Source organism: Deltaproteobacteria bacterium (genome assembly GCA_016875395.1).
GTDB lineage: Bacteria > Myxococcota_A > UBA9160 > UBA9160 > UBA6930 > VGRF01.
In genome coordinates, this window is sequence record VGRF01000003.1 from 74,674 (window position 1) to 96,944 (window position 22,271).

The 22,271-nt window shown below is 70.2% G+C and carries 22 protein-coding genes; 6 read left to right on the forward strand and 16 right to left on the reverse strand.

Features of this window, described 5'->3' with window-relative positions:
* Window positions 1–5: 5 nt before the first annotated feature.
* From FJ091_03740 to FJ091_03760, 5 genes are read right to left on the reverse strand one after another with little or no spacing between them, the layout of a single operon-like run.
* Complete coding sequence (locus tag FJ091_03740; protein ID MBM4382463.1) at window positions 6–758, reverse strand: SDR family oxidoreductase; 753 nt, start codon at window positions 756–758, stop codon at window positions 6–8.
* A gap of 5 nt (window positions 759–763) precedes the next feature.
* On the reverse strand, window positions 764–1,951 hold the full coding sequence (locus FJ091_03745) for a cytochrome P450 (GenBank protein MBM4382464.1): 1,188 nt from the start codon (window positions 1,949–1,951) through the stop codon (window positions 764–766).
* A 1-nt stretch (window position 1,952) separates the two neighbouring features.
* Window positions 1,953–2,474 (reverse strand): hypothetical protein, encoded by a 522-nt coding sequence (locus tag FJ091_03750; GenBank protein ID MBM4382465.1) that lies wholly within the window; start codon window positions 2,472–2,474, stop codon window positions 1,953–1,955.
* The gene (locus tag FJ091_03755) at window positions 2,474–3,799 is read right to left on the reverse strand and encodes an amidohydrolase family protein (protein MBM4382466.1); all 1,326 of its coding nucleotides are present in this window, start codon (window positions 3,797–3,799) and stop codon (window positions 2,474–2,476) included. Before FJ091_03755 ends, FJ091_03750 begins: the two co-directional genes overlap by 1 nt.
* Before the next feature lie 9 nt (window positions 3,800–3,808).
* Window positions 3,809–5,536: an aldehyde ferredoxin oxidoreductase gene (locus tag FJ091_03760; GenBank protein MBM4382467.1), complete on the reverse strand. Its 1,728-nt coding sequence runs from the start codon at window positions 5,534–5,536 to the stop codon at window positions 3,809–3,811.
* Between the two features lie 88 nt (window positions 5,537–5,624).
* Between FJ091_03760 and FJ091_03765 the strand changes: the two genes are divergently transcribed.
* Window positions 5,625–5,855, forward strand: a complete 231-nt coding sequence (locus FJ091_03765) for a hypothetical protein (GenBank protein MBM4382468.1) — start codon at window positions 5,625–5,627, stop codon at window positions 5,853–5,855.
* Between the two features lie 24 nt (window positions 5,856–5,879).
* On the opposite strand, the gene FJ091_03770 is transcribed toward FJ091_03765, so the two are convergent.
* Entirely contained in the window at window positions 5,880–6,257 is a 378-nt protein-coding gene (locus FJ091_03770; protein MBM4382469.1) for a VOC family protein, read from the reverse strand.
* A gap of 70 nt (window positions 6,258–6,327) precedes the next feature.
* A complete protein-coding gene (locus FJ091_03775; GenBank protein MBM4382470.1) occupies window positions 6,328–7,323 on the reverse strand; it encodes a phosphotriesterase in 996 nt (331 codons plus the stop codon).
* A gap of 154 nt (window positions 7,324–7,477) precedes the next feature.
* Here FJ091_03775 and FJ091_03780 point away from each other — a divergent pair, with 154 nt between their 5' ends.
* A complete protein-coding gene (locus tag FJ091_03780) occupies window positions 7,478–8,236 on the forward strand; it encodes an SDR family oxidoreductase (protein MBM4382471.1) in 759 nt (252 codons plus the stop codon).
* A gap of 4 nt (window positions 8,237–8,240) precedes the next feature.
* Here FJ091_03780 and FJ091_03785 read toward each other — a convergent pair whose 3' ends face one another.
* A complete protein-coding gene (locus tag FJ091_03785; GenBank protein MBM4382472.1) occupies window positions 8,241–9,509 on the reverse strand; it encodes an MFS transporter in 1,269 nt (422 codons plus the stop codon).
* 44 nt (window positions 9,510–9,553) lie between these two features.
* Window positions 9,554–10,324 carry an alpha/beta fold hydrolase gene (locus FJ091_03790; protein MBM4382473.1) on the reverse strand — a complete coding sequence of 257 codons (771 nt, stop codon included), beginning with the start codon at window positions 10,322–10,324 and terminating at the stop codon, window positions 9,554–9,556.
* Window positions 10,325–10,405: 81 nt separating this feature from the next.
* On the opposite strand from FJ091_03790, the gene FJ091_03795 reads away from it, so the two are divergent.
* On the forward strand, window positions 10,406–11,014 hold the full coding sequence (locus tag FJ091_03795) for a GNAT family N-acetyltransferase (GenBank protein ID MBM4382474.1): 609 nt from the start codon (window positions 10,406–10,408) through the stop codon (window positions 11,012–11,014).
* Window positions 11,015–11,026: 12 nt separating this feature from the next.
* A complete protein-coding gene (locus tag FJ091_03800) occupies window positions 11,027–12,442 on the forward strand; it encodes an amidase (GenBank protein MBM4382475.1) in 1,416 nt (471 codons plus the stop codon).
* A 3-nt stretch (window positions 12,443–12,445) separates the two neighbouring features.
* On the opposite strand, the gene FJ091_03805 is transcribed toward FJ091_03800, so the two are convergent.
* The 6 genes from FJ091_03805 to FJ091_03830 form a co-directional block, all read right to left on the reverse strand.
* On the reverse strand, window positions 12,446–12,676 hold the full coding sequence (locus FJ091_03805) for a YheU family protein (protein ID MBM4382476.1): 231 nt from the start codon (window positions 12,674–12,676) through the stop codon (window positions 12,446–12,448).
* A gap of 32 nt (window positions 12,677–12,708) precedes the next feature.
* Complete coding sequence (locus FJ091_03810) at window positions 12,709–13,563, reverse strand: sterol desaturase family protein (protein ID MBM4382477.1); 855 nt, start codon at window positions 13,561–13,563, stop codon at window positions 12,709–12,711.
* A 64-nt stretch (window positions 13,564–13,627) separates the two neighbouring features.
* Entirely contained in the window at window positions 13,628–14,842 is a 1,215-nt protein-coding gene (locus FJ091_03815; GenBank protein ID MBM4382478.1) for a cytochrome P450, read from the reverse strand.
* Window positions 14,839–15,828 (reverse strand): amidohydrolase, encoded by a 990-nt coding sequence (locus FJ091_03820; protein ID MBM4382479.1) that lies wholly within the window; start codon window positions 15,826–15,828, stop codon window positions 14,839–14,841. The genes FJ091_03815 and FJ091_03820 overlap by 4 nt, the downstream gene beginning before the upstream one ends.
* 12 nt (window positions 15,829–15,840) lie before the next feature.
* Window positions 15,841–16,737 carry a prohibitin family protein gene (locus tag FJ091_03825; GenBank protein MBM4382480.1) on the reverse strand — a complete coding sequence of 299 codons (897 nt, stop codon included), beginning with the start codon at window positions 16,735–16,737 and terminating at the stop codon, window positions 15,841–15,843.
* Between the two features lie 174 nt (window positions 16,738–16,911).
* Window positions 16,912–17,661, reverse strand: coding sequence for an SDR family oxidoreductase (locus FJ091_03830; protein ID MBM4382481.1), 750 nt, complete (start codon window positions 17,659–17,661; stop codon window positions 16,912–16,914).
* 130 nt (window positions 17,662–17,791) lie between these two features.
* On the opposite strand from FJ091_03830, the gene FJ091_03835 reads away from it, so the two are divergent.
* Window positions 17,792–18,649 (forward strand): MBL fold metallo-hydrolase, encoded by an 858-nt coding sequence (locus tag FJ091_03835; GenBank protein ID MBM4382482.1) that lies wholly within the window; start codon window positions 17,792–17,794, stop codon window positions 18,647–18,649.
* Between the two features lie 86 nt (window positions 18,650–18,735).
* A complete protein-coding gene (locus tag FJ091_03840; protein MBM4382483.1) occupies window positions 18,736–19,500 on the forward strand; it encodes an SDR family oxidoreductase in 765 nt (254 codons plus the stop codon).
* A gap of 73 nt (window positions 19,501–19,573) precedes the next feature.
* Here the strand turns inward: FJ091_03840 and FJ091_03845 are convergent, their stop codons facing one another.
* Window positions 19,574–22,021 (reverse strand): TonB-dependent receptor, encoded by a 2,448-nt coding sequence (locus tag FJ091_03845; protein ID MBM4382484.1) that lies wholly within the window; start codon window positions 22,019–22,021, stop codon window positions 19,574–19,576.
* Window positions 22,022–22,271: the final 250 nt, after the last annotated feature.

A 22,271-nucleotide genomic window follows, 5' to 3' on the forward strand; every position in this document is an offset into this window, starting at 1 on the left:
GCGGCTCACTCCCCGCGCTCCACGTGAGCAGGCCGCGGCAGGTGGGCGATGATGCTGTGCGTGACGCCGCCGTCGACGAGCAGGTTCTGCCCCGTCACGTAGCTCGCCTCGTCGCTCGCGAGGAAGAGCACGGCGCGCGCGATGTCGTCGCCGGTGCCGAGGCGCCCGAGTGGGATCCGCTCCTCGCGCGCGCGGCGTACGGCCGGATCCGCGAGGATGCGCGCGCTCATGCCCGCATCGATCAGGCCCGGCGCGACCGAGTTGGCGCGAATGCCGAAGCGCCCCCACTCGAGCGCCATCTGCTGCGTGAGCAGCGCGACGCCCGCCTTCGTCGCGGCGTACGCGCCCGAGGTCGGGCCCGCGACGACGCCGTTCATCGAGGTGATGTTCACGATCGCACCGCCGTGTCCGCGCGCGATCATGCGCTTCGCTGCCGCGCGCGCGCCGACGAACGTGCCCACGAGGTTCACGTCGACCGCGGCGCGAAACTCCGCGAGGGGAAGCTCGGCGAGCGGCCCGAAGCGCACGATGCCCGCGTTGCTCACCCACACGTCGCACGCGCCGAATGCATCGAGCGCGGCCTCGACCTGCGCCTCGTCCGAGACGTTCGCGACGAGCGGCACCGCGTTCGCGATCGTGGCTGAGGCCGCGCGCGTCGCGTCGGCCTGAAGATCGAGCACGCCCACGCGGTAGCCCGCGGCGCTCGCGCGCTCGGCGATGGCGCGCCCGATGCCACCCGCAGCGCCCGTAACGAGCATCGACCTCACGCGGCATCCTCCAGCACGAGCGGGTAGCGCGCCCAGTTCTTGCGCGCCGTGTTCGCGTCGGGAACGGGCGGCTGCGCGGGATCGCGGCGTGCGCCGCGCGCGAGCAGCGCGTGGGCGAACAGCGTGAGCGAGCCGAGCAGGCGCTCGCCTTCGCCGCGTGTCACGGTTCCGGCCGCGAGGTCGCGCCCCATGCACGCGTGCAGGCCCGGCCCAAACGTGACGCCGAACGGCAGCACGCCCGGCGGCAGCGAACGCTCCGGGAGGAACTCCTTCGCGTCGGCGCCGAACACGCGCGGGTCGCGGTTCGCGGCGTCCATGTCGAGCACGAGCAGCACGTCGGGCGTGAGCTGGGCGCCCGCGACCTCGCACGGCTCCACCGCGCGCCGCCACGCGACGGGGCTCGCGGGATGCAGGCGCAGCGCCTCGTGGATGCAGCGCTGCAGGAAGAGCGCGTCGCGCCGTGCGCGCGCGAGGTCCGCCGGCGCGCGCGCGCCGTGCTCGAACAGCTCGTGCAGGGCGTGCGCGAGCGCGTTCGAGGTGGAGTGCGCGCCGGCCTGCAGGAAGAACGCGACCTCGCGGCGCACCACGTCCGGCGGCAGCGCGAGGCGATCCTCGTTCCGTAACAACACGGTGAGCACGTCCCGCGGCAGCGCGCCATCGGCAATCGCGCCCGCACCGAGCTGCTCGAGCAACGCGCGGCGCCGCGCGATCGCGGCGCGCAGGAAGGTCGCGTCGAGCTCCTCCAGCGCCGCGCGCACCTCGGCGCGCACTTCCTCCTTGTCGCGCTTCGAGTGCACGAGCGTCGCGCCCTCGCCGAACTTCGTGACGAGGCGCAGCAGGTCCGCGTGCTGCGCGGGCGCAACGTCGATGCCGGTGATGCGCGCGGTGAGATGAAAAGCCGCGCGCCGCCCGAACGCGACCGCGTCGACGCGCCCGTGCTGCACGCACGCCGCCAGCGCATCCGCGATCGCGTGCGGCACCACCTCGCGCTCGTACTCGCGGAACACGTCCGCCTTCAGCACGCGCGCTTCGAGCCGCCGCCGCGCGAGGTGCGCCTCGCCGTGCAGCGCAAGCAGCGTGTCCGCCGTAACGACTGCGCCCTCGTCGTAGAGCGCCTGCCGCAGCGCGGGGTGGCGGAAGGCGGCTTCGACGTCCTCGAAGCGGGAGAGCGTGACCGACTGCATGTCAGTGGAGGCAGCCGTGGTAGACGTCCTCGGCCTTCGCGTACGCATCCGGAATTTTCTTGCGAACGGACACGGCGAAGGCCTGCATCTCTTTGGGTTCCCCGGTCGCCGCGATCACGACGAAGAATCCGGGGCGCATCGACCGGTAGGCGTCGGAGCGCTCGATCGAGACGTAGTGCTTCGTGCCTTCCCAGCGTCCGCGGGCCGTGTAACACGGATACGGATACAAGGGATCCTCGGCGCACGATTCACGCGACCAAGTCAGGCCGTGCTCCGGGTCGTGAATCAGGCCGCGCAGGTCGAGGGGAACGTCGAGCCAGCGGCTTGCGCGTTTCGCGAAGCGCAGTGCGTCCGCGTAGTCGCGCGTCGAACGAAGGACGACGAATCCCATCGGCACGAACGGACCGGCCCCATCGATGGTGTATGTGCCGTCACTGTTGTCGACACGCTCTTGGCTGAGGGCGCCGCTTGGCGTGAGCGCCCCGAGTGCAACCACCGTGAGCAAAATCGGCAGCGTTTGCATCACCCCTCCGCCATCTCCCGCGTCAGCACCTGCCGCGAGTAGTGGCTCACGCGCTCGCCCGAGATCGGCGCGCGCGTGGGCCACGGCTGCGTGAGGTCCGTCGCGACGCCGCCCTTCCACACGCCGCGAATCTTCTCGCGGCGCCCGAGCACCGCGACGTCGGCGCTCGGGTCGCCGTCGACGGCGAGCAGGTCCGCGTACGCGCCGGCTTTGATCGCGCCCAGCTCGCCGGGCCTGCGCATCGCAAAGGCGCCGTTCGCGGTGGCGCAGCGGATCGCTTCGAGCGGCGAGAGGCCGAGGTGCTTCACGAACACCTCCAGCTCGCGCCAGTGCCAGTGGCCGTAAGGTGTTAGGGAGAAGCCGCTCTCGCTGCCGCATAGCAGGGGCACGCCCGCGTCGTAGGCGCGGCGGAGCGCGCCGGCGCTGCCGGAGATCTCGCGGCGGAACAGCTCCATCAGCGCGGGATCGCTGCCCACCTTTGCGCCGTGCTCGGCGAGGTTCACCTGGAAGGTGAGCGTGGGGACGAGCGGCACCTTGCGCTTCACGACGGCGTCGAGCGCGTCGTCTTGCATGAACGTCGCGTGCAGGATCAGATCCACGCCGGCGATCGCGCAGTCGCGCGTGGACGAGCTGTTGCGGCAGTGCGCGACGACCGGCACGCCGAGGTCGTGCGCCGCGCCGACCACGGTGCGCAGCTCGTCGAGGCTCCACACCTGGATCTCGCCCTGCTCGCGCTGCCGCGGGTAGAGCCCGGTCGCGTGCACCTTGATCCAGTCCACGCCCGCTTTGATCTGGCGCCGCACCTCGCGCACGATCTCGTCCTTCGTGCCGACGATCTGCGCGTAGCCGCGCTCGCCCTCGTCGGGGAACAAGCGGCCCGCGGTGCCGCCGACCGAGGTGAGCAGTGCGTGGGCGCCGGTGCTCATGCGCGGGCCGAGCACCGCCCCGCTGTCGATCGCGTCGCGCAGGTCGATGCCGAGATCGAAGATCGTGTCGGCGTCGAGGAAGCTCGTCACGCCGGCCAGTAACAACTTGCGCACGTTGAAGGCCGCAATGATCGCGGCGAGGCCTGGGCGGCGGTGGAAGAACAGCTCGTCGTTGCTGACGGGCTCGTCGAACGTGACGTGACAGTGCGCGTCGATCAGGCCCGGCATCAGCGTGAGCCCGCTGAGGTCGACGCGCGTCGCGTTCTCCGCCGCGGCGCGCTTCTCCGCTTCGGCGCCGAGGGCGGCGATGCGCTCGCCCGCGACGAGCACCGCCTCGCGGCGCGGCGCGGCACCGCTGCCGTCGATGAGGTTCGCTCCCGTGAACAGCGTGAGATTCATCGCGTGCTCCTACGCAGTGGTCTTGATCGCGAACAGCTCGTCGCGCACGGGCATGCGCTCGTACACGGCGCGGATCACCGCGTCCGGCACGTCCCACACCGCGTTGTTGGGGCCGAGCGGCTCCTTCGCCATCCACGCGGGCAGCTTGTCGCCCTCGCGCGTGATGCCGGCGCGGCGGTTGAACTCCCACTCGTCTTCGAGGATGCGCCACGCCATGTCGGCGATCTCCGCGCGCGAGACCTCGCGGCCATAGAACGCGCCGTAGAGCGCGCGCAGATGGTCGAGGGTCGTCTTCAGGAAGTGGCAGCAGCCCGAGGAGTCGTTCGCGGCGATCACCTGCTGCAGCTCCTGCGAAGTGCGCGCGAGCTGGTCCAGCGGGATCGAGGGATCGAGCACGAGGCCGGCGGTGTGGTCCGCGCCCTGCCCGCTCGTGGCATAACAAACGCCGGTGGCGTGAAGCGTGCGCGGCTCCCACGCCGCGATCGACTGCCCCTTCACGACGGGCACGCGCGCGTGGCCCGTGGCCGCGCCCACCGCCGCGGCGCCATTGCCGATCAGCATGCCGAGCTCGCTGCCCCGCGCGATCTCGTCGAAGAGCGCGTGCATGCCCGCTTCGTCACCGAACGCGAGGCGCCCCGCGTCCATCCACACGCCGATCGCAGCGCCCGTCTCGATCGTGTCGAGGCCGAGGTCGTCGCACAGGCGGTCGAGCTTCGCGACCTGGTCGATGTGCTCGAGCCCGCAGTTCGAGCCGAGCAGCGCGACCGTCTCGAATTCGAGCGCGGAGGTGACGTAGTTGCCGTTCGCGTCGTGCACGCGGTTGCTGCACTGCACGATGCAGCCCGTCATGCAGTTGTGCATGCCGCCGCCGCGCGTCGCGAAGCCCTCGACGATGCGCTGGCCGTCGAGCGAGTGCGCGTGGGGCGACTGGCCATGACGCCTGTTGTGCGTGGGCAGCGAGAACAGCACGTTCGCCGCGCCCACGAACACACTCGTGCCGTAGTTGAAGATCTGCTCCTTCTCGAGGTAGTGCTTCGAGAACGACTTGCAAATCTCGTTGAACTTCTTCGCGTCCGCGGGCGCGCGCGTCTTCGCTTTGCCCGGATCGATCGCGACGTACTTGAGGCCCTTCGTCCCCATCACCGCGCCGAGCCCGCCGCGCGCGGCGTGGCGCGTGGGCAGGCGCTCGCCCTTGTCGGTGCACGCGATCGACGCGCCCTTCATGCCGTACTCGCCCGCCGGCCCCGTCACGATGAACGAGGCGCGCGCGTCGTACTTGGCGGAGAGCGCCTCGCACAAGGCGTAGTTGCGCGCGAATGCGAGCTCGTCCGCGGGCACGAGGCGCGCGCCGCTCGCGTCGACTTCGAGCGCGAGCCTCCGGCCCGCGGGCGCCGCACCTGTTACGGCGATGGCGCGAATGCCGAGCTTCATCAGATGCTGCCCCGGCTCGCCGCCGGCGTTCGCTTCCTTCGTGCCGCGCGTGAGCGGGCTCTTCGCGCTGAACGAGATGCGCCCCGAGGTCGGTGCGATCGTCCCCGAGATCACGCCGGGCGCCATCACCAACAAGTTGCCGGGCCCGAGCGGGTCGCACTGCGCATCGCATTCTTCGAGCAGCATGCGCGCCCCGAGCGCGCGGCCGCCGAGCAGCTGCCAGTGCGCGGGGAACGCCTCGAAGCGCACGCTCTGCGCGCTGAGGTCGACGCGCAGGATGCGGTCGCTCGCGGCGGGATCGGTCATCGCGGGGCCTCGGCGTTCGCGGTGAGAACGCCCGCGAGCGTAGTCCAGCGAGGGCATATCCTGCGCCGCCAACAGAAGAGGTGACGCGATGACGCCGCTGGTGCCGAACCCGATGAATCAGCTCGCGCGCGTTGGTGTGGGTCTCGCCGCCTCCGCGATCACTCTGGCGACCACGCTCGGCCTTTATCCGAAGGGCGAGATGCGCGACGGGCAGTTCGTACGCTTCGCAGGTTCGTTCGCTGCAGCCACGATCAACCTCGTCGCCGCGTGGCTGCTCTGGCGCCACGCGCGCTCGCTCGCGGCGAAGCTCGTCGCCTGAGCGAGCGCGCTCTCGGCCCGCGCTTCAGCGCTTGATGCGATGCAGCGCGCAGATCTTGTTGCCCGACGGGTCGCGCAGGTACGCGAGGTACATGCCCGAGCCCGGCCGCTCACCCGGCGGGTCCTCGCAGGTCTTGCCGCCGTTCGCGACGCCGGCGTCGTGCCAGGCCTTCGCCTGCTCCGGTGACGCGGCGGCAAAGCCCACCGTGCCGCCGTTCGCCGCGCTCGCCGCCGCGCCGTTGATCGGCTTCGTGATCGCGAAGATGCCGCCCGGCGTGAAGTAGAAGCAGCGGCCCTTGTCGTCCATCGTGCCGGGCTTGTGGCCGAGCGCACCGAGCACGGCGTCGTAGAACTTCTTCGAGGCGGCGACGTCGTTCGCGCCGACCATGACGTGACTGAACATGAGAACTCCTTGGTTGTTTGGTGTTGAGGAATCGCAAGCGAAGCGCGCAGCGAGGCGAAGCCGAGCGTAGTCAACGCGGTAGCGGGAGCGGCTCGCCGGCGAAGTACCTGCGCGGGTTGTGGACGAGCAGCGTGTCGATGTCGGCCTTCGTGGCGCCGCCTTCGAGCAGCTGCGGAACGATGTGGCGCGTGAAGTGCGACGGCGTCCACACCTGCTCCATCTGCGCGAGCGCTGCGGGGTTGCCGATCGGGTCGCCCTTCCAGCACCACACGCTGTCGTGCGAGACGACGACGCGCGACGCCGCACCGTTCCTGATCAGGCGCAGCAGCGAGGCGACGCGCTCCTTGTCGGGATGCACGACGTCGAGGCCGAAGCGGTCGAAGCCGAGGTACGAGCCGCCGCGCACGATCTGCATGTGGTAGTCGGTATCGCTCGTGCCGCAGCAGTGGCCGACCACGATGCGGTGCGCGGGCACGCCGAGGTCCTTCAGGAACTGCTGCTGCTCGGGGCCCATCGTGCCGCGGTCGGTGTGCGACGTGATCGGCGTGTTCGTCGCGATCGACGCCTTCGCGGCCGCGCGCAGCGTCGTCTTCTCGTACTCCGTAATCACTCCCGCGCTGGTCGCGACCTTGATGATGCCGGGCTTGATCCCGCTCCTTCCCACGCCCTCCGTCAGCTCCTTGATGAACAGCTCCGCCATCGCGTTCTCTTGCGGGCCGGCGAAGGCCGCGCGCGACTTCCAGTGCGGCGAGCCGCCTTCGTGCTCGTGGTAGAGGCCGGTCGCCGCGACGATCGGAAACTTCGCGCGCTGCGAGACCTCGGCGATCAGCTCGATGTCGCGGCCGAGGTCGACCGGGCACGGATCGATCATCGCCGCGATGCCCTCGGCCTTCATCTCTTCGATCTTGTCCGCAGCGCGCGCGAGCATCTCGCTGCGCGACATGCCGGGGCGGATCCAGTCGACCTCCACGCCGGGGTAACCGACCAGCACGTGCTCGTGCATGAGCGTGCGGCCGAGCTGCTCGGGTCGAATCCTGCCAGTGACGGTCTGGATCGTCGCAGACATCGCGGCCTCCTCGCGCGCGCGGCGCGCTGTGGTTCGAGGCTGCGACGCTATGACAGCGAAGGCACGGCGCGCAGCAGCCCAGAACGGCTGCACGACCGGCGCGCGCGGCGCCGCGGCGTGCGACGCTGGGGCAAAGCGGAGCAGCACGGAGCGCATGACCACGACGAATCAAGCAGTCGCCCTCGTCACGGGCGCATCGCGCGGCATCGGCGCCGCCACGGCGAGACTCGCCGCCGCGCACGGTTTCGCGGTCGCGGTGAACTGGCTGCGCGACGAAGCGGCGGCGCACGCGGTGGTCGCGGAGATCACGCGCGCGGGCGGGCGCGCGCTCGCGCTGCAAGGCGACGTCGCGCGCGAAGCGGATGTCGTGCGCGTGTTCGCGGAAGTAGACGCGCGGCTCGGGCGCATGAACGCGCTCGTGAACAACGCCGGGGTGTGCGCGGTGCAAGCGCGCGTCGAGGCGATGACGGAGGAGCGCCTGCGCTGGGTGTTCGGCGTAAACGCGATCGCGCCGTTCCTGTGCGCGCGCGAAGCACTGAAGCGCATGTCGACGCGGCACGGCGGCGCGGGCGGCGCGATCGTGAACGTGTCTTCCGGCGCGTCGCGGCTCGGCTCACCGAACGAGTTCGTCGACTACGCCGCGACCAAAGGCGCGCTCGACACTTTCACGCTCGGCCTCGCGCGCGAAGTCGCCGACGAAGGCGTGCGCGTGAACGCGGTGCGCGCTGGGCTGGTCGTTACGGACATCCACGCCAGCACCGGCGAGCCCGGCCGCCCCGACCGCATCGCGCCCACGATCCCGATGAAGCGCGCCGGCACGCCGGAGGAGATCGCGGAGTCGATCGTGTGGCTGCTCTCGCCGGCCGCGAGCTACGTGACCGGCGCGCTGCTCGACGTGACGGGCGGCCGCTGAGCGCTCACGCCACCGCGCGCAGCTCCTCCCGCAAGGTGCGCGTGCCGAGCGCGTAGTGCGCGGCGGCCCAGATCGTGCTGACGACGGCTGTCGCGAGTGACGCGTAGCGGATCGCGTCGACTCCGAAGCGCGGCGTGATCGCGTCCGAGAGCAGGCCGACGAAGAGCGGGCCGAGACCGAGGCCGATCGCGTTGATCACGAACAAGAGCACGGCCGAAGCGAGCGCGCGCATCTCGGGGCGCACGAGGCCCTGCGTCATCGCGAAGGTGGGGCCGAGGTACATGATCCCGAACACGGACGCGGGCGCGGACAGCACGATCGCGGTGCGGCCCTCGGGCCAGAGGTAGTAGAGCGCGCTGAACGGGAGGCTCAGCAGCGCGGCGATCGCGGGCAGGCCGAGATACCAGCGCGCGTCGGCGCGGCCGAAGCGATCGGAGAGCGCGCCGCCGAGCCAGGTGCCGAGCGCGCCTGCGCCGAGCGCGATGCCGCCGAGCCAGCTGCCGACCTCGCCCGTCGAGAGGTGATGCACGCGCTCGAGGAACACGGCGCTGAAGGCGCCGGTGCCGTAGCCGCTGAAGGCGAGCAGCGCCGCGCCGCTCGCCATGTGCACGAACGAGCGGCGCTTCGCCATGAACGTGAAGCCCTCGAGCATGCTGGCGCGGCTCGCGGCGTGCGTGCGCGGCGGCTCGCGCAGCGTGAGCCGCACGACGAGCGCGAGCGCGATGCCGGGCAGGCCCACCGCGGCGAAGGTCCAGCGCCAGCCAATCCACTCCTCGAGCCATCCCCCTAACAACAAGCCGAGCGCGCCGCCGATCGAGACGCCGAGCGCGTAGGTGGAGAGCGCCGAGGCGCGGCGCTCGGGCGGAAACAAGTCCGAGATGATCGAGTGCGCCGGCGGCGTGCCGCCCGCCTCGCCGAGGCCGACGCCGAGCCGCGCGAACGCGATGTGACCGAGGTTCTGCGCGAGCCCGGAGAGCGCCGTCATCGCGCTCCACACGAACAACGCGAGCGCGATGATCGAGCGCCGCACCCCGATGTCCGCCCAGCGCGCGATCGGAATGCCCGCGGTCGTGTAGAAGAGCGCGAAGACCGGGCCGGCGAGAAAGCCGAGCGCGCCGTCGCTCAGCTGCAAGTCGCGCGAGATCGCCGGGTTCAAGATCGTGAGGATCTGCCGGTCGAGGAAGTTGAAGACGTAGACCGTGAGCAGCAGACCGAGCGCGTAGCGGCGATAGCCCTCGCTCGGGCTCGCCGCGCTCGCCGTTTCCGCGCTCATGGCGAGACGCTGTCACGAGTTCTCAGGGCGGCGCAAATCGCCGCTCAGCGCGCGCGCTCGACCTCGGCGAGGAATTCGCACACGACGCGCTGGAAGCCCGCATCCGCCACGACGGAGAGGTGGTCGCGCTCGGGGATGCGCACCAGCCGCGCGCTCGGGATCGCGGCGGCGAGCAGCGAGTCGGTCGCGACGTAGGGCCGATCCTCCGCCCCGTTCACGATCAGCACGGGCGCCCGCGCCTCTGCGAGCGCGGCGCCGCCCAGCGCGCGCGGGTAGCCCTGCGGCCACATCTCCGCCGCCGAGAGCGCGAGCGCCTCGAAGTCGCTGGCCGGGTTCTGCGCGACGAACGCGCGCGTCGCCTGCGCGAGCGGGTGCGACGTCGGCTCGCCGCGCAGCGCTCGCGCGATCTCCGCTCCCGCCGCGGCGCTCTCCGGCGTCTCGTCGCCGATGCCGCCGAGCACGAACGCGCGGAAGCGCGCGGGCTCGTCGGCGAGCAGGCACCCGCCGAGGAATGCGCCGAGCGAGTAGCCGAAGAAGTCCGCGCGCGAGACGCCCGCATGGTCGAGCACCGCGATCACGTCGCGCGACATCGCGCGATAGCCGTACAGGCGCTGCTCGCGCGGCTTCGCGCTGCGGCCGTGGCCGCGCGAGTCGAGCGCGATCACGCGGCGCTGCGCGGCGAGCGCCTCTACCCAGCCCGTCGCGACCCAGTTGTGCGCGAGGTCGGAGCCCCAGCCGTGCGCGAGCACGAGCGGTGCGCCCGCGCCGAAGCACTCGTAGTGGATCGCGAGGCCCGCGCAGTCGGCGACCGGCATGAACGCGTGTTAGGTCCGCGTGCGGGCAGCGGCAACCCGCGCACCTGCGTCATGCTCGGGCCGCGCGCCGAGGAGTCCGCCGTGAGCACCGTGCTGCCGCTTCGCGAGACGCAGATCGAGCACGCCGGCTTCGTGCTCGCGCGCTCGTTCTTCGACGACCCGTTCATCAGCTACGCGTTCCCGGACCCCGATCACCGCTTCCGCGAATCGCCTTGGTTCTTCTCGGTCGGCGTGCGCGCGGTGCTCGGCGTCGGACGCGTACACACGGACGCGCGGGTCACAGGCGCCGCGGTGTGGATGCCGCCTGGGACTCCGTCGCTGTCGGACGAAGCGTTCGCCGCTGCGGGCTTCAGCGACGCGCCGCGCCGACTCGGCCTGGAGGCGCTGACCCGCTTCGGACAGAACATGAGCCACCTCGGCGAGTTGCATGAGCGCCTGATGCCCGAGCCGCACTGGTACTTGATGATTCTCGGCGTCGACCCGCCGCATCAAGGTCGCGGCGTCGGCGGCGAGCTGATGCAGCCGGTGCTCGCCGAGTGCGACCGCGAGGGACTGCCCGCCTACCTCGAGACGCAGAAGGCGCGCAACGTGCCCTTCTACCGCAAGCACGGCTTCGAGGTGGTGCACGAGACCGAGGCGCCGACGGGCGGTCCGCATTGGTGGCTGATGCGGCGGCAGCCTCGTACCTAGCAAGGAGAGCTCGTGGCAGACGATCTCTGGAAGCTGAGCGCGTGCGAGCAAGCGGAGGGCATTCGCGCACGGCGGTACTCGTGCCGCGAGGTGATGGAGTCGGTCGTCGCGCGCATACGCGCGAAGAATCCCGCGCTGAACGCGATCGTCTACGACTTCGGCGAGGAGGCGCTCGCCGCCGCGGCGCGTGCCGACGCGGAGCTCGCGGCGGGGCGCGCCGTCGGGCCGCTGCACGGCGTACCGGTCACGATCAAGTCGAACGTCGACCAGGTGGGCAAGCCGACACCGAACGGTGTCCCCGCCTTCGAGTCGATCGTTGCCCCCGACGACTCGCCGCTCGTGCGCAACCTGAAGCGCGCGGGTGCGATCTGCGTGGGCAGCACGAACGTGCCGGAGTTCTCGCTGCGCGTGACCACGGACAACCCGCTGCACGGGCGCACCGTGAACCCGTGGCACCCGGACGCGTCGCCGGGCGGCTCCTCGGGCGGCGCGGGCGCTGCAGCCGCGGCGGGCTTCGGCGCGATCCATCACGGCAACGACATCGGCGGCTCGCTGCGCATCCCGGCGTTCGCGTGCGGCGTCGCGACGGTGAAGCCCACGCAGGGCCGCGTGCCCGCGTTCAATCCCTCGGCGACGGCGGAGCGCGGCCTGCTCGCGCAGCTGATGTCGGTGCAAGGCGCGATCTGCCGCGAGGTGCGCGACGTGCGCGTCGCGACCGAGGTGATGGCGCAGCGCGACGCGCGCGACCCGTGGTGGGTGCCGGCGCCATGGATCGGCGAGGCGCTGGCGCGGCCGATTCGCGTCGCGTTCACGAAGAACGCGCACGGCTACGCGCTGCATCCCGAGATTCGCGCCGCGCTCGAGCGCGCCGCCGCGTGGCTCGCGGATGCCGGTTATCAGGTCGAGGAGGTCGAGCCGCCGCCGATCACCGAGCCGGCGCGCGCGTGGTTCTCGGTCGCGCTCGCGGAGATGAAGCAGCTGGTCTTCCCGATCGCCGAGCGCGTTGGCAGCCCGGCGATCCGTAACAGCTTCGCGTGGTACGAGGCGCTCGGGGAGCGCGTCGACGGCGCGGGCTACCTCGCGGGCGTCGCCGAGCGCACGCGCATGACGCGCGCGTGGAGCGTGTTCCTCGAGGACTACCCGCTCGTGCTGACGCCGTTCCTGATGCGCCCCACGTACGATTGGAACTACGACGCCGAAGGCCCTGCGCAGACGAAGGACGTGATGGACGCGCTGATCTACAGCTACGGCGTGAACTACCTCGGGCTGCCAGCGGGCGTCGTCCCCGCCGGCTTCGCGAACGGCCTGCCCTGCGCGGTGCAGATCGTCGGCCGGCGCTTCCGCGAGGACGCGATCCTCGACGCGCTCGCCGCGATCGAAGCGCGCGCCGGCGTGTTCGCGCACCAGTTGTGGGCGCGCGAGGCGTAGCCGTCAACGCACCGCGACGATGTTCACCGTCTCGGTCTTCGCGTCGAACTCGATCCTCGCTTCGCCGCGCTTCAGCTGGCGCATCACGTCGGCGATCTTCTGCTCGTGGCTGCGCTCCACCGCGCCGTAGTCCGTGCCCTCGCGCAGCACGAAGCTCTCGATCAGGCCGCGCAGCGCCTCGGGGCTGAGCGCGTCGAGCGGCACGACGGTCGCAGCGGGCGCGTCGTCGCTCACGTCGATGACGGCGAGCTCGTCGTCGATCTCGCTCACGCGGCGAGCCCGGCCATGCGCTTCCGGTCGCTCGCAGTCGCGCCTTCGCCGCGCGGCTTCCAGCCCGGCGCCCGTAACAAGTACGCCGCCGCCTCGCGCCACGAGCCGGCGCGCGCGGCGTCGCGCACGACGGCGACGAGCTCGTGGAATGCGGCGTAGATCGGGTTGTGCGTGGTGATGTTCTGCGTGAGCCCGTAGCGCACGCGCTCGCCCTCGGGCTCGAAGGTGCCGAACCAGCGGTCCCACACGATCAGGATCCCGGCGTAGTTGCGATCGAGGTACTGCACGTTCGCGCCGTGGTGGACGCGGTGATGTGAGGGCGTGTTGAGCACCCACTCGAGCGGGCCCATGCGCCCGATCAACTCGGTGTGGATCCAGAACTGGTAGACGAGGTTGATGCCGTAGGCGGTCGCGATCTGCGCGGGCGTGAAGAAGAACGCGAGCACGAGAAAGAACGGCAGGCTCGTGAACGGAAGCCACGGCTGCCGCAGCGCGGTCGCGAGGTTGTAGCGCTGGCTGGAGTGGTGCGTGACGTGCGAGGCCCAGCAGATGCGCACTTCGTGGTGGATGCGGTGGAACCAGTAGTAGGCGAAGTCGACGGCGATCATCGCCGCCGCGAACGCCCACGGGCCGTCACCGAGATCGACGACGCGCAGCGCGGAAACTGCGTCCCACGCCCCCACGGTGAGCGCGCCCCAGCCTGCGCCGACGACGAGGCTGCCGGCGCCGAGCGTGATGCTGGAGAGCGAGTCGCGCGTGGTCTGGATGTCGCGCTGCTGCGCGCGCGCGACGGCGAGCTCCAGCGCGAGCAGCGCGAGATAGGCGGGGATCGCGACGATCTTCGGGTCCATGCGAGCGGGCGAACCTAGCCTCGGCGTTCCTCGGCGCGAATCGCCGGAAGGGTTCCAGGCGCGCTCAGCGCCACTCGCAGTGCACGGCCTGATAACCGCGCAGGAAGAAGTGCGGCGTGTGCACGAGCGCCGCGCCAGCAACGAGGCGCAGACCCGGCAGGCGTTGCGTGAGCGCCTCGAGCGCGACGAGCGTGTCGGTGCGCGCGAGCGGCGCGCCGGGGCAGAAGTGGATGCCGAGGCCGAACGCGAGATGGCCGCGCAGGTCGTCGCGATCGAGATCGAGCGCGTTGGGATTCGGGAACGCCGCGGGATCGCGGTTCGCGCTGCCGTAGAGGATCTGCACGTGCTTGCCGGCGGGGATCGTGACGCCATGCAGCGTCACGTCCACGTTCGCGGTGCGGAACAGCGCCTGCGTCGGCGTCTCGAGCCGCAGCACCTCCTCGATGAACGCCGGCATGAGCTGCGGCTCGCGCGCGAGCCGCTCGCGCACCGACGCGTTCGTGAGCAGGTGCACGAGCGCGCCGCCGATCAGGTTCGTGGTCGTCTCGTGCCCCGCGACGACGGTCTGCATCAGCGTCGTGAGCTGGTCCTCCATCGACACGGGCGGCTCGGCGAACGCAGCGCGCGCGAAGTCGCCCATGAAGTCGTCGCGACCGTCGCGCTTCGCGGCGAGGATCAGCTGCTCGAAGTAGCGCTGGAACGCGACGAAGCCGCGCGCCCGCTGCTTGCGGTCCTCGATGCTGAGATCGGGCGAGAAGCGCGCGACGAAGTCGCTCGACCACGCCTTCAGCTGCGCGCGGTCGGCCTCGGGGATCCCCATCACCTCGGCGATCACGTTCAGCGGGTACGGCACGCCGAACGCAGCGATCAGGTCCGCGCGCCCCTGCGCTTCGAACTGGTCGATCAGCGCGTGCGCGAGCGCCTGCATGCGCGGCCGTTTCTGGTCCACGCGCCGCTGCGTGAGCGCGCGGTTCACGAGCGCGCGGTGACGCGCGTGGCGCGGCGGGTCCGCGGTGAGCAGCGCCTCGGCTTCGGGCCGACCCTCGGCGAGCACCTCGGCCACCTCGGGCGGCGTGTACGCGAGCGCCGTATTCGCGCCCCGCGAAGAGAAGCGCTCCGTGTCCTTGAGAATCGCCTCCACGTCCGCGTGCCGAGACACGACGTAGATGTCGAACTTCTCCGCGTAGTGAACCGGCGACTCCTCGCGCAGGCGCGCGTAGACCTCGTTGATGCGCTCGAGCTGATCGGGGTCGGTCGGGTCGTAGACGAGTCGGCTCATGGCGATGCGAGCTCCGGCTTGCGTAACAAGCGCGCCGCGTTGCGCGCGAGCGTCTCGCCGAGCGCGCCCACGGGCTGCGGATCGGCCTGATCCCAGCCCGCGAAGTTCGTGCCGTAGACGAGCCGCGCGTCGCTCACCACGCTCCGTAACAGCTCGAGCGCGCGCGCGTCGTGCACGTGCACGTCGTACCAGAGGCGCGCGAGGCGCTCTTCGAACGCGCCGTCGGGCTTGATCGCGGCAGGCGCCCAGGCGCGTTTGCGCGCAGCGGCCGCCATGCGCCCCACGAGGTACGGCGCGGCGCCGCCGCCGTGGCTGATGCACACGTCGAGGTTCGGGTGCCGGTCGAGCACGCCGCCGTAGATCAGCGTCGCGACGCTGAGCGTCTCCTCCGCGGCGAAGCCCATCACGAGATCGAGGTCGAAGCGGCCGAGGCGTGGGTCTCCCGGCGGGCCGTCGATGCCCGCGGGCGCGGGGTGCAGGAACAGCGGCACGTCGCGCGCGACGCAGCCCTCGTAGAAGCGATCGAGCGCGGGCGCGTCGAGCAGCGTGCCGAAGTCGGTGCCGATGTAGCCCGCGAGCAGGCCCAGCTCGCGCGCGCGATCGAGCTCGTCGAGCGCGGCGGAGACGTCCTGCATCGGCAGCGCCGCGAAGCCGAGCAGCCGGCCGGGCCACGCCCGTAACAACTTCGCGAGCGCGTCGTTGTGGCGGCGGCAGAACGCGATCGCGTCCTTCGCCGCGACGTGGTGGAAGTACGTGAGCGGATTCGGCGAGAGCACCTGCACGCCGATGTGCGCCGCATCCATCGCGGCGACGCGCTTCGCCGGATCCATGAACGGGCTGCCGCGGTAGCGCACGCCGCGCAGGCAGTACGCGCCGACGCGAAACACCGGCACGCCGTCCTCGTCGCTCAGCGTGGGGCCGTGCGCGCCCGCGGTGCCGAACGTCTCTTCGAGGACGACGTGGGCGTGAACGTCGATCGCTCGCATGTCGGCGGTCGCCTACCGGGTGTCCTTCATCAGCGAGCCGAGGTCGATGATCATGCCGCCCTCGCCGCTGCCGTAGACCGCGGGCAGCTTGCCGTCCCACTTCTCGATCCACTCGCGCGAGATCACGAGCGCGCCGCCCTGCACCTTCAGCGCTTCCGCGTTCAGCTTCGCCGCCTCGCTCTTGCCCTGCGCGATCATCACCGCCGTTTGCTTTTCGAGCTCCGCTTTCTGCAGCACGTAGCGCTGCTGCTCCGCTTGCTGCTGCGCCACCTGCTTCGCTTCGATCGCGCGATTGAACTCGTCGGAGAACGCGAAGTTCGTGATCGAGAGACCCGACGGCTCGACCACGAGGTTGTACTTCGAGAGTCGCTGCGTGATCTCTTCCTCGACCTCGGCCTTCACCTTCGGCCGGAACTTGATCAGCTCTTCGGCGGTGTACTTCGCGGTCACCGTCTTCAGCGACTCCTGCACCGCCGGGTCGATCACCCGCGCCTTGTATCCGGTGCCGACGTTCTTGAAGAGCTCGCCCACGCCCGCCGCATCGACGCGAAAGTTGAGCGCCAGAGAAGTCGTGACGTTCTGCAGGTCGCGCGACGCGGCGGTCGCCTGGCTCTCCTCCTTCTGCGTGCGCACCTCCATCAGCTCGACCGTGTTCACGAACGGAATGATCAGGTGGAAGCCTTCGTTGAGCGTGCCCTGCACCGCGGCGAAGCGAAGCAGTACGCCGCGGAAGCCGGCGGGCACGATTACCGCGCTGCCCACGAGCACGCCGACGACGACGAGCAGCACGCCGAGCGCGCGTGTCATCCACGCGGCGCGGCTGGCTTGGCCGCCCGGCGTGCGCGTCGCGAGCCCGCCGAGCATGAACGAGAGCGCGAGCAACATGAAGCCGAAGACTGCGATCGCCATGAGACCTCCCCTCGGTGCGCGCGCACATGATTCCCCGCGCGCGCGGCCGCGTCACGGGGATTCTCGCTGCGCGCGGCGCGCTTCGGCGTTGCTCATGCGCGTCCGCGCGCGATCTCGCTGAAGCGGGCCTCGTCATTCGCGCCGAAGCGCGCGCGACTCGGCTCGGCCGCGCGCCTACAAGAGATGGGGATCTGCGCCGCCGTCCACCGGTACTGCGGCGCCGGTGATGAACGCGGCGTGCTGCGAGCACAGGAACGCGACCACGTGGCCGAACTCGTCGGCCGTGCCGAGGCGGCCCACCGGGATGCCGCGCGCCATCTCCTCCATGGTCGCGTTGCCGCGCATGCCCTTGATGCGCTCGGTGTCGTGCACGCCGGGCAGCACGGAGTTCACGGTGACGCCGTCCTTCGCGACCTCGCGCGCGAGGGTCTTCAGGAAACCCGTCGCGCCGGCGCGCGCGGTGTTGCTGAGGATCAGGTGCGGCAGCGGCGTCGCGACTGCGATCGACGTGATCGCGACGACGCGGCCCCACTGCTGCGCCTGCATCGCCGGCACGGCCTCTTTGCACATCGCGATCACGCTCATCAGGTTGAGCTCGATCGCCTTCGGGTACGCCTCGACCGGCGTGCTCGCGAAGTTCCCGGGCGGCGGGCCGCCCGCGTTCGGCACGAGAATGTCGAGGCCGCCGAGCGCCGCGCGCGCATCGCGCACGAACTGCGCCGCGCCGGCGGGCGTGCTCACGTCCGCGACGAGCGGCAGCGCGTTCGCGCCGATCGCGCGCGCGGCCGCATCGATGCGCGCGCGCTCGCGGCCGCAGATCGCGACCCGCACACCGTCGGCTGCGAGCGCCTTCGCAGTCGCGAAGCCGAGCCCCGCGGACGCTCCCGCCACCGCCGCGCGCCTTTCACGAATCCCGAGATCCATCTCGCAGCTCTCCTCGTTGTGGGCGTCCATGCTCGCCCAGCGGGGACTTTTCTGCGCAGACGCAACTCGCCTTGCATTGTGGCGCGCGCGTGTGTCGGATTTGCTCGCTCTCCAGCGACGGAGAGCCGCGATGCGGGATCGAGACTTCGCGATCGGCGTGATGGCGTGCGACGAGGGCGCGTCCGTGTGGATCCTCGACATCGGCGGCTTCACGGTGCTCGTCGACAGCTGGCTCGGCGATCCATACTTCTCTGGCCCGCGCGGCTTCTTCACCGGGCACCGCGTGCACGCTCCCGTGATCCCGCTCGAGGAGCTGCCCGAGATCGACGCGGTGCTGCTCACGAGCTTCGAGCAAGATCACACGCATCAACCCTCGCTCGAGCGCATCTCGCGGCGCGCGCTCGTGATCGGCCCGCCGGCGTGCGCGCAGCTCGCGAAGCAAGTCGGCTTTCACCGCACCGTCGCGCTGGAGCCCGGTGGGCGCGCGCTGATGCTCGAAGACTCGATCACGCTGCTCGCGCTGAAAGGCTATGCCCGCAACACCGCGTACGTGCTGCGCGACAACTTCTCGCGCGAGCGGCTGTGCATGGCGCCGCACGGGGTTCACGCGGGCTGGTTCGCTGCGAACGAGAAGCGCGTGCTCGGCGCGGAGTTCGCGCTCGATCAGCGCGGCCGCTACGTGGACACGCTCTGCATCGGCATCCACACCACGCTGCTGCGCCCGCCGCGCGTGCCGCCCGGCCTGCTCGGGAGCGCGGGCACGATCGTGCCCGACCCGGAAGAGAGCGCGCACATCGTCTCCGTGCTGAATCCGCGGCGGGTCGTGTTCGGGCACTTCACGCGCGAGCACGAGGAGGGCTTCGCCGTGAGGCATCTGCTGCAGTACCCGACGGGCGAGCGCGACGTCGAGCACGCGCGCAGCGTCTTCGCAGCGCGTTGCCCGCAAGTGTTCATCACCGGCGCGCCGCCGCCGGGAAAGTTCGCCTGAACCAGGGCGCCGCTCCGTAACAACTCGAACGCGTTGGCTTCGGCGCCCGATCGCGCGCACACTGCGCCGCTCACCGGAGGTGCGTGATGCGCGTGAGGGATCAGGTCGTGGTGGTGACGGGCGGCGCGAGCGGCATCGGGCGGGCGCTGTGCCTGCGCTTTGCGGCGGATGGCGCGCGCAAGGTCGTCGTCGTCGACCGAGACGGCGACGGCGCCGCGAAGGTGGCCGCAGAGGTCGGCGGCGAAGGGCGGCGCGTCGACGTCGCGCGCGAGAGCGAGATCGCCGAGCTCATCGAGCACACCGAGCGCGTACACGGACCGATCGCGCTGTTCTGCTCGAACGCCGGCATCGGCATCCACGGCGGCGCCGAGGTCGCGGACAGCGAGTGGCAGCGCATCTGGGAGATCAACGTGATGTCCCACATCTACGCCGCGCGCCATCTCGTGCCGCGCATGGCGAAGCGCGGCGGCGGCTACCTGCTGAACACCGCGTCGGCCGCGGGCCTGCTCACGCAACTCGGCTCTGCGCCGTATGCCGTGACGAAACACGCGGCCGTCTCGTTCGCCGAGTGGATCGCGATCACGCACGCGCGCGACGGCATCAAGGTCTCGGTGCTCTGCCCGCAAGCCGTGCGGACCGCGATGACCGCGGGCAACCCCGACGGCGTCGCGAGCGTCAACGGCATGATCGAGCCCGAGCAGGTGGCGCAGGTCGTTACGGAGGCGCTCGCCGAGGAGCGCTTCCTCGTGCTGCCGCACCCCGAAGTGGCGACCTACATCCAGCGCAAGGCGGGCGACTACGACCGCTGGATCCGCGGCATGCAGCGGCTGCGGGAGAAGTACGAGGGCTGAGCCGCTCGCGCCAAAGCAAACGCCCCGGAGCGATTGCTCGCTCTCCGGGGCGTTGTTGTTGGGAGCGTGCGGCTTAGAGCCGAACGCGCAGCTGCAGCAGGATCTCGCGACCGAGCGATGTCGTGGTCACGCGATCTTGGAGGCCGCCCGGGACCGGCGCGATCGCGCCGGGGCGGGAGCCTTCGCTGAACGCGTAGGTCTTGTCGCCGAGGTTCTTGCCGACCACGCCAATCTCCCAGCGGCCCTCCTCCGTGTAGAGGCGGATCGCTGCGTCGACGAGAGCGAACGCGTCCTGCTCGAATGCGTTCGGACGCCCCTCGAGCGGGTAGCCGCTGCTGTACCTCACATCGCTACTGAACCCGACGCGCCAGCCATTGCCCGCATCGAGGTCGTAGGAGGTGCCGACGTAGAAGGCGACGTCGGCACTGCGCTCGCGCGGATAGCCGTTCAGATCCTGGCCGTCGACCTGAATGAACTGCTTCGTGTAGTCGGCGTCGGTGAGCGCGAAGGCGCCCCTGAAGGTCAGGCCCTCGACCGGCGTCATCCAGTGGAAGTCGAGCTCGAAACCCTTGGTCGTCAACTCGCTCGCGTTGAACGTGAAGAACTGGATCGCGGTCGAATTGAACTGCTGTACTTGAAGGTCCTCATACCGGTAGTGGAAGACCGTCGCCGATAGCCGCAGGCTGTTGTCGAAGAGGTTGCTCTTGAGTCCCGCCTCACCGCCCTTCGCGGTCTCCGAGTCGTAGATCAGGGCTCCGGGGAAGTTGCACTGGCCCGTCACCGGATTCACGGGAGCTGGCGGACAGGTGTTCAAGCCGCTGTTGGGCAGAACGCTGTTGTCGATGCCGCCCGACTTGAAGCCCTGCTTGTAGGCGCCGTAGACGCTCACCTCGTCAGTGATCGTCCAGTTGAGGGCGACCTCGGGTGACCAGTTGTCGTCGTCGAACTCGAGTCCGTCAGAGATGCTGAAGCCACTCGGACGGAATCCGATGGACGCCAAGAACGCGTGCATGTACGGAATGTCGATGCGCCCTTGCTTGCTCTCATCCGTGTACCGGACGCCCGCCGTCAGCTCGAGATCGTCCGTGATGTCCCAATAGCCGGCGACGTAAGCGGAGTACACGCGCGTATCGAGGTAGTGATTCTTGTTGTAGTCGTAGCCGTTGCCGGTGGCGGGATCGCGCCCGTCCGGCAGAAAGCGCGCGGGGAAGATCGCCGGCAGCGCCGGGGACAAGGCCACGTTCACGGCGTACTGGTATGCCTCGAACACCTGCTCGACGTCCTGCAGGAAGAAGCCTGCCTGGAAGTTGACCGGGAAGTCGAAGTCGCTCGACAGCCGGAGCTCCTGGGTGATGCCCTTGTAGATGTTGCGGTGCAGGCCGTTGTAGAAGCCGGCAGGCGTCGAGCCATTGGTCGGGCTGCAGTAGCAATAGATGTCGAGGTCGCGGTGATCGAGGTTCAGGTAGCCGGTGATCGAAGTCAGATTCAGGCCGTCGGTCAGGCCCCAGTTCAGCTCGAGGGACGTGAGCCACGTGTCCTGATCGAGGAACGGAACGCCATCGTCGCCGCCGTAGGGAAGGCCGATCGCTTGCTTCGGTGTCACGTCGGAGATCGCAAAGTTCCCGTTGAACTTGCAGTCCTCACTGAAGTTCGTGAAGACACCACCGAAGCCGGAGTTCGTGCGCTGCTGCGCTCCATTGGCGCCAAGGCAGCGCGATTCCGTGATTCCGTTCGAGCCGTTGTTCTGGTACTTCGAGAAATTCAGCTTGAAGCGCGCGGTGAGGTTGTCGAGCGGATCCCACACGACCGTGAGGCGCGCGTTCGCCGACTCATCGCCGCGCCAGTGGTGCTTCGCGGCGGTCGACAGGTTTTCGCGCAGCTTGTCGGCTTTGCTCCAGCCCGCCGCGAGGCGCACTCCGAGCGTGTCGGTGACCGGGGTTGAGACGATCGCCTCGGTGTAGAGCTGGGAGTAGCCGAACTCGTAGCCCGTCATCAGCTCGACCTCGAGCTCCTCGCCGGGATCCTTCGTGCGCACCGAGACCACGCCAGCGGTCGCGCTCTTTCCGAAGTAGAGGCTCTGCGGGCCTTTCAGGACCTCGAGCTGCGCCATGTCGAGATAGGCGTTGTGGATGAGCCGGCCGATGTTGCCGACGACGCCGTCCACGTTGATCGCGACGGATTGATCGAAGGCAGCGCTGATCGAGCTCGAGCCGACGCCGCGGAGGTAGAGGTTCGAGCCGTTGCCCGAGTTGCCCTGAACGATCTGGAAGTTTGGGACGAGCTTTGCAGCCTCTTGAAGGTTCTGGACGTTGTAGCGGTCGAGGTCCATCTCCGTGAACGCCGCGACCGTCACCGGCACGTCCTGAAGCGTCTCTTCCTTCTGCCGCGCGGTCACCATGATCTCTTCGACGCCCGAGTCGCGGTCGGCAGGTGCCGCCGTGGGCGCCGCATCTTGCGCGAATGCGGGGAGGGCGATCGCCCACACGAGGGCGGCGATCCCAAACCTGAAGTGCTTGGCCACGGAGGCTCCTTCGTTCGTTAGAACGAGTTTTATGCCTCAGCCTGCGCACCGCGGTCAACGGGATTGCGAGGGCTGGCCTGGTGGTGACCGGGGCCGCGCGGCTCGCGCGCCTTCGCGCCAGCGCTGCGAACTGCAATGCGACCGCGGTCGCCCCCGCAACCGAGGCTCTGGAGCGACGCGACCGCTGGGTGTTGCCGCGCCGACGAGACGACGGCGCGTCCTCCGGGGGACACGCTTCTCTGCGCAGATC

What these genes read in the sequence shown, in the direction of transcription:
- FJ091_03740 (MBM4382463.1), bottom strand. Translation starts at nt 758, where the DNA reads ATGCTCGTTACGGGCGCTGCGGGTGGCATCGGGCGCGCCATCGCCGAG.
- FJ091_03745 (MBM4382464.1), bottom strand. Translation starts at nt 1,951, where the DNA reads ATGCAGTCGGTCACGCTCTCCCGCTTCGAGGACGTCGAAGCCGCCTTC.
- FJ091_03750 (MBM4382465.1), bottom strand. Translation starts at nt 2,474, where the DNA reads ATGCAAACGCTGCCGATTTTGCTCACGGTGGTTGCACTCGGGGCGCTC.
- FJ091_03755 (MBM4382466.1), bottom strand. Translation starts at nt 3,799, where the DNA reads ATGAATCTCACGCTGTTCACGGGAGCGAACCTCATCGACGGCAGCGGT.
- FJ091_03760 (MBM4382467.1), bottom strand. Translation starts at nt 5,536, where the DNA reads ATGACCGATCCCGCCGCGAGCGACCGCATCCTGCGCGTCGACCTCAGC.
- FJ091_03765 (MBM4382468.1), top strand. Translation starts at nt 5,625, where the DNA reads ATGACGCCGCTGGTGCCGAACCCGATGAATCAGCTCGCGCGCGTTGGT.
- FJ091_03770 (MBM4382469.1), bottom strand. Translation starts at nt 6,257, where the DNA reads ATGTTCAGTCACGTCATGGTCGGCGCGAACGACGTCGCCGCCTCGAAG.
- FJ091_03775 (MBM4382470.1), bottom strand. Translation starts at nt 7,323, where the DNA reads ATGTCTGCGACGATCCAGACCGTCACTGGCAGGATTCGACCCGAGCAG.
- FJ091_03780 (MBM4382471.1), top strand. Translation starts at nt 7,478, where the DNA reads ATGACCACGACGAATCAAGCAGTCGCCCTCGTCACGGGCGCATCGCGC.
- FJ091_03785 (MBM4382472.1), bottom strand. Translation starts at nt 9,509, where the DNA reads ATGAGCGCGGAAACGGCGAGCGCGGCGAGCCCGAGCGAGGGCTATCGC.
- FJ091_03790 (MBM4382473.1), bottom strand. Translation starts at nt 10,324, where the DNA reads ATGCCGGTCGCCGACTGCGCGGGCCTCGCGATCCACTACGAGTGCTTC.
- FJ091_03810 (MBM4382477.1), bottom strand. Translation starts at nt 13,563, where the DNA reads ATGGACCCGAAGATCGTCGCGATCCCCGCCTATCTCGCGCTGCTCGCG.
- FJ091_03815 (MBM4382478.1), bottom strand. Translation starts at nt 14,842, where the DNA reads ATGAGCCGACTCGTCTACGACCCGACCGACCCCGATCAGCTCGAGCGC.
- FJ091_03820 (MBM4382479.1), bottom strand. Translation starts at nt 15,828, where the DNA reads ATGCGAGCGATCGACGTTCACGCCCACGTCGTCCTCGAAGAGACGTTC.
- FJ091_03825 (MBM4382480.1), bottom strand. Translation starts at nt 16,737, where the DNA reads ATGGCGATCGCAGTCTTCGGCTTCATGTTGCTCGCGCTCTCGTTCATG.
- FJ091_03830 (MBM4382481.1), bottom strand. Translation starts at nt 17,661, where the DNA reads ATGGATCTCGGGATTCGTGAAAGGCGCGCGGCGGTGGCGGGAGCGTCC.
- FJ091_03835 (MBM4382482.1), top strand. Translation starts at nt 17,792, where the DNA reads ATGCGGGATCGAGACTTCGCGATCGGCGTGATGGCGTGCGACGAGGGC.
- FJ091_03840 (MBM4382483.1), top strand. Translation starts at nt 18,736, where the DNA reads ATGCGCGTGAGGGATCAGGTCGTGGTGGTGACGGGCGGCGCGAGCGGC.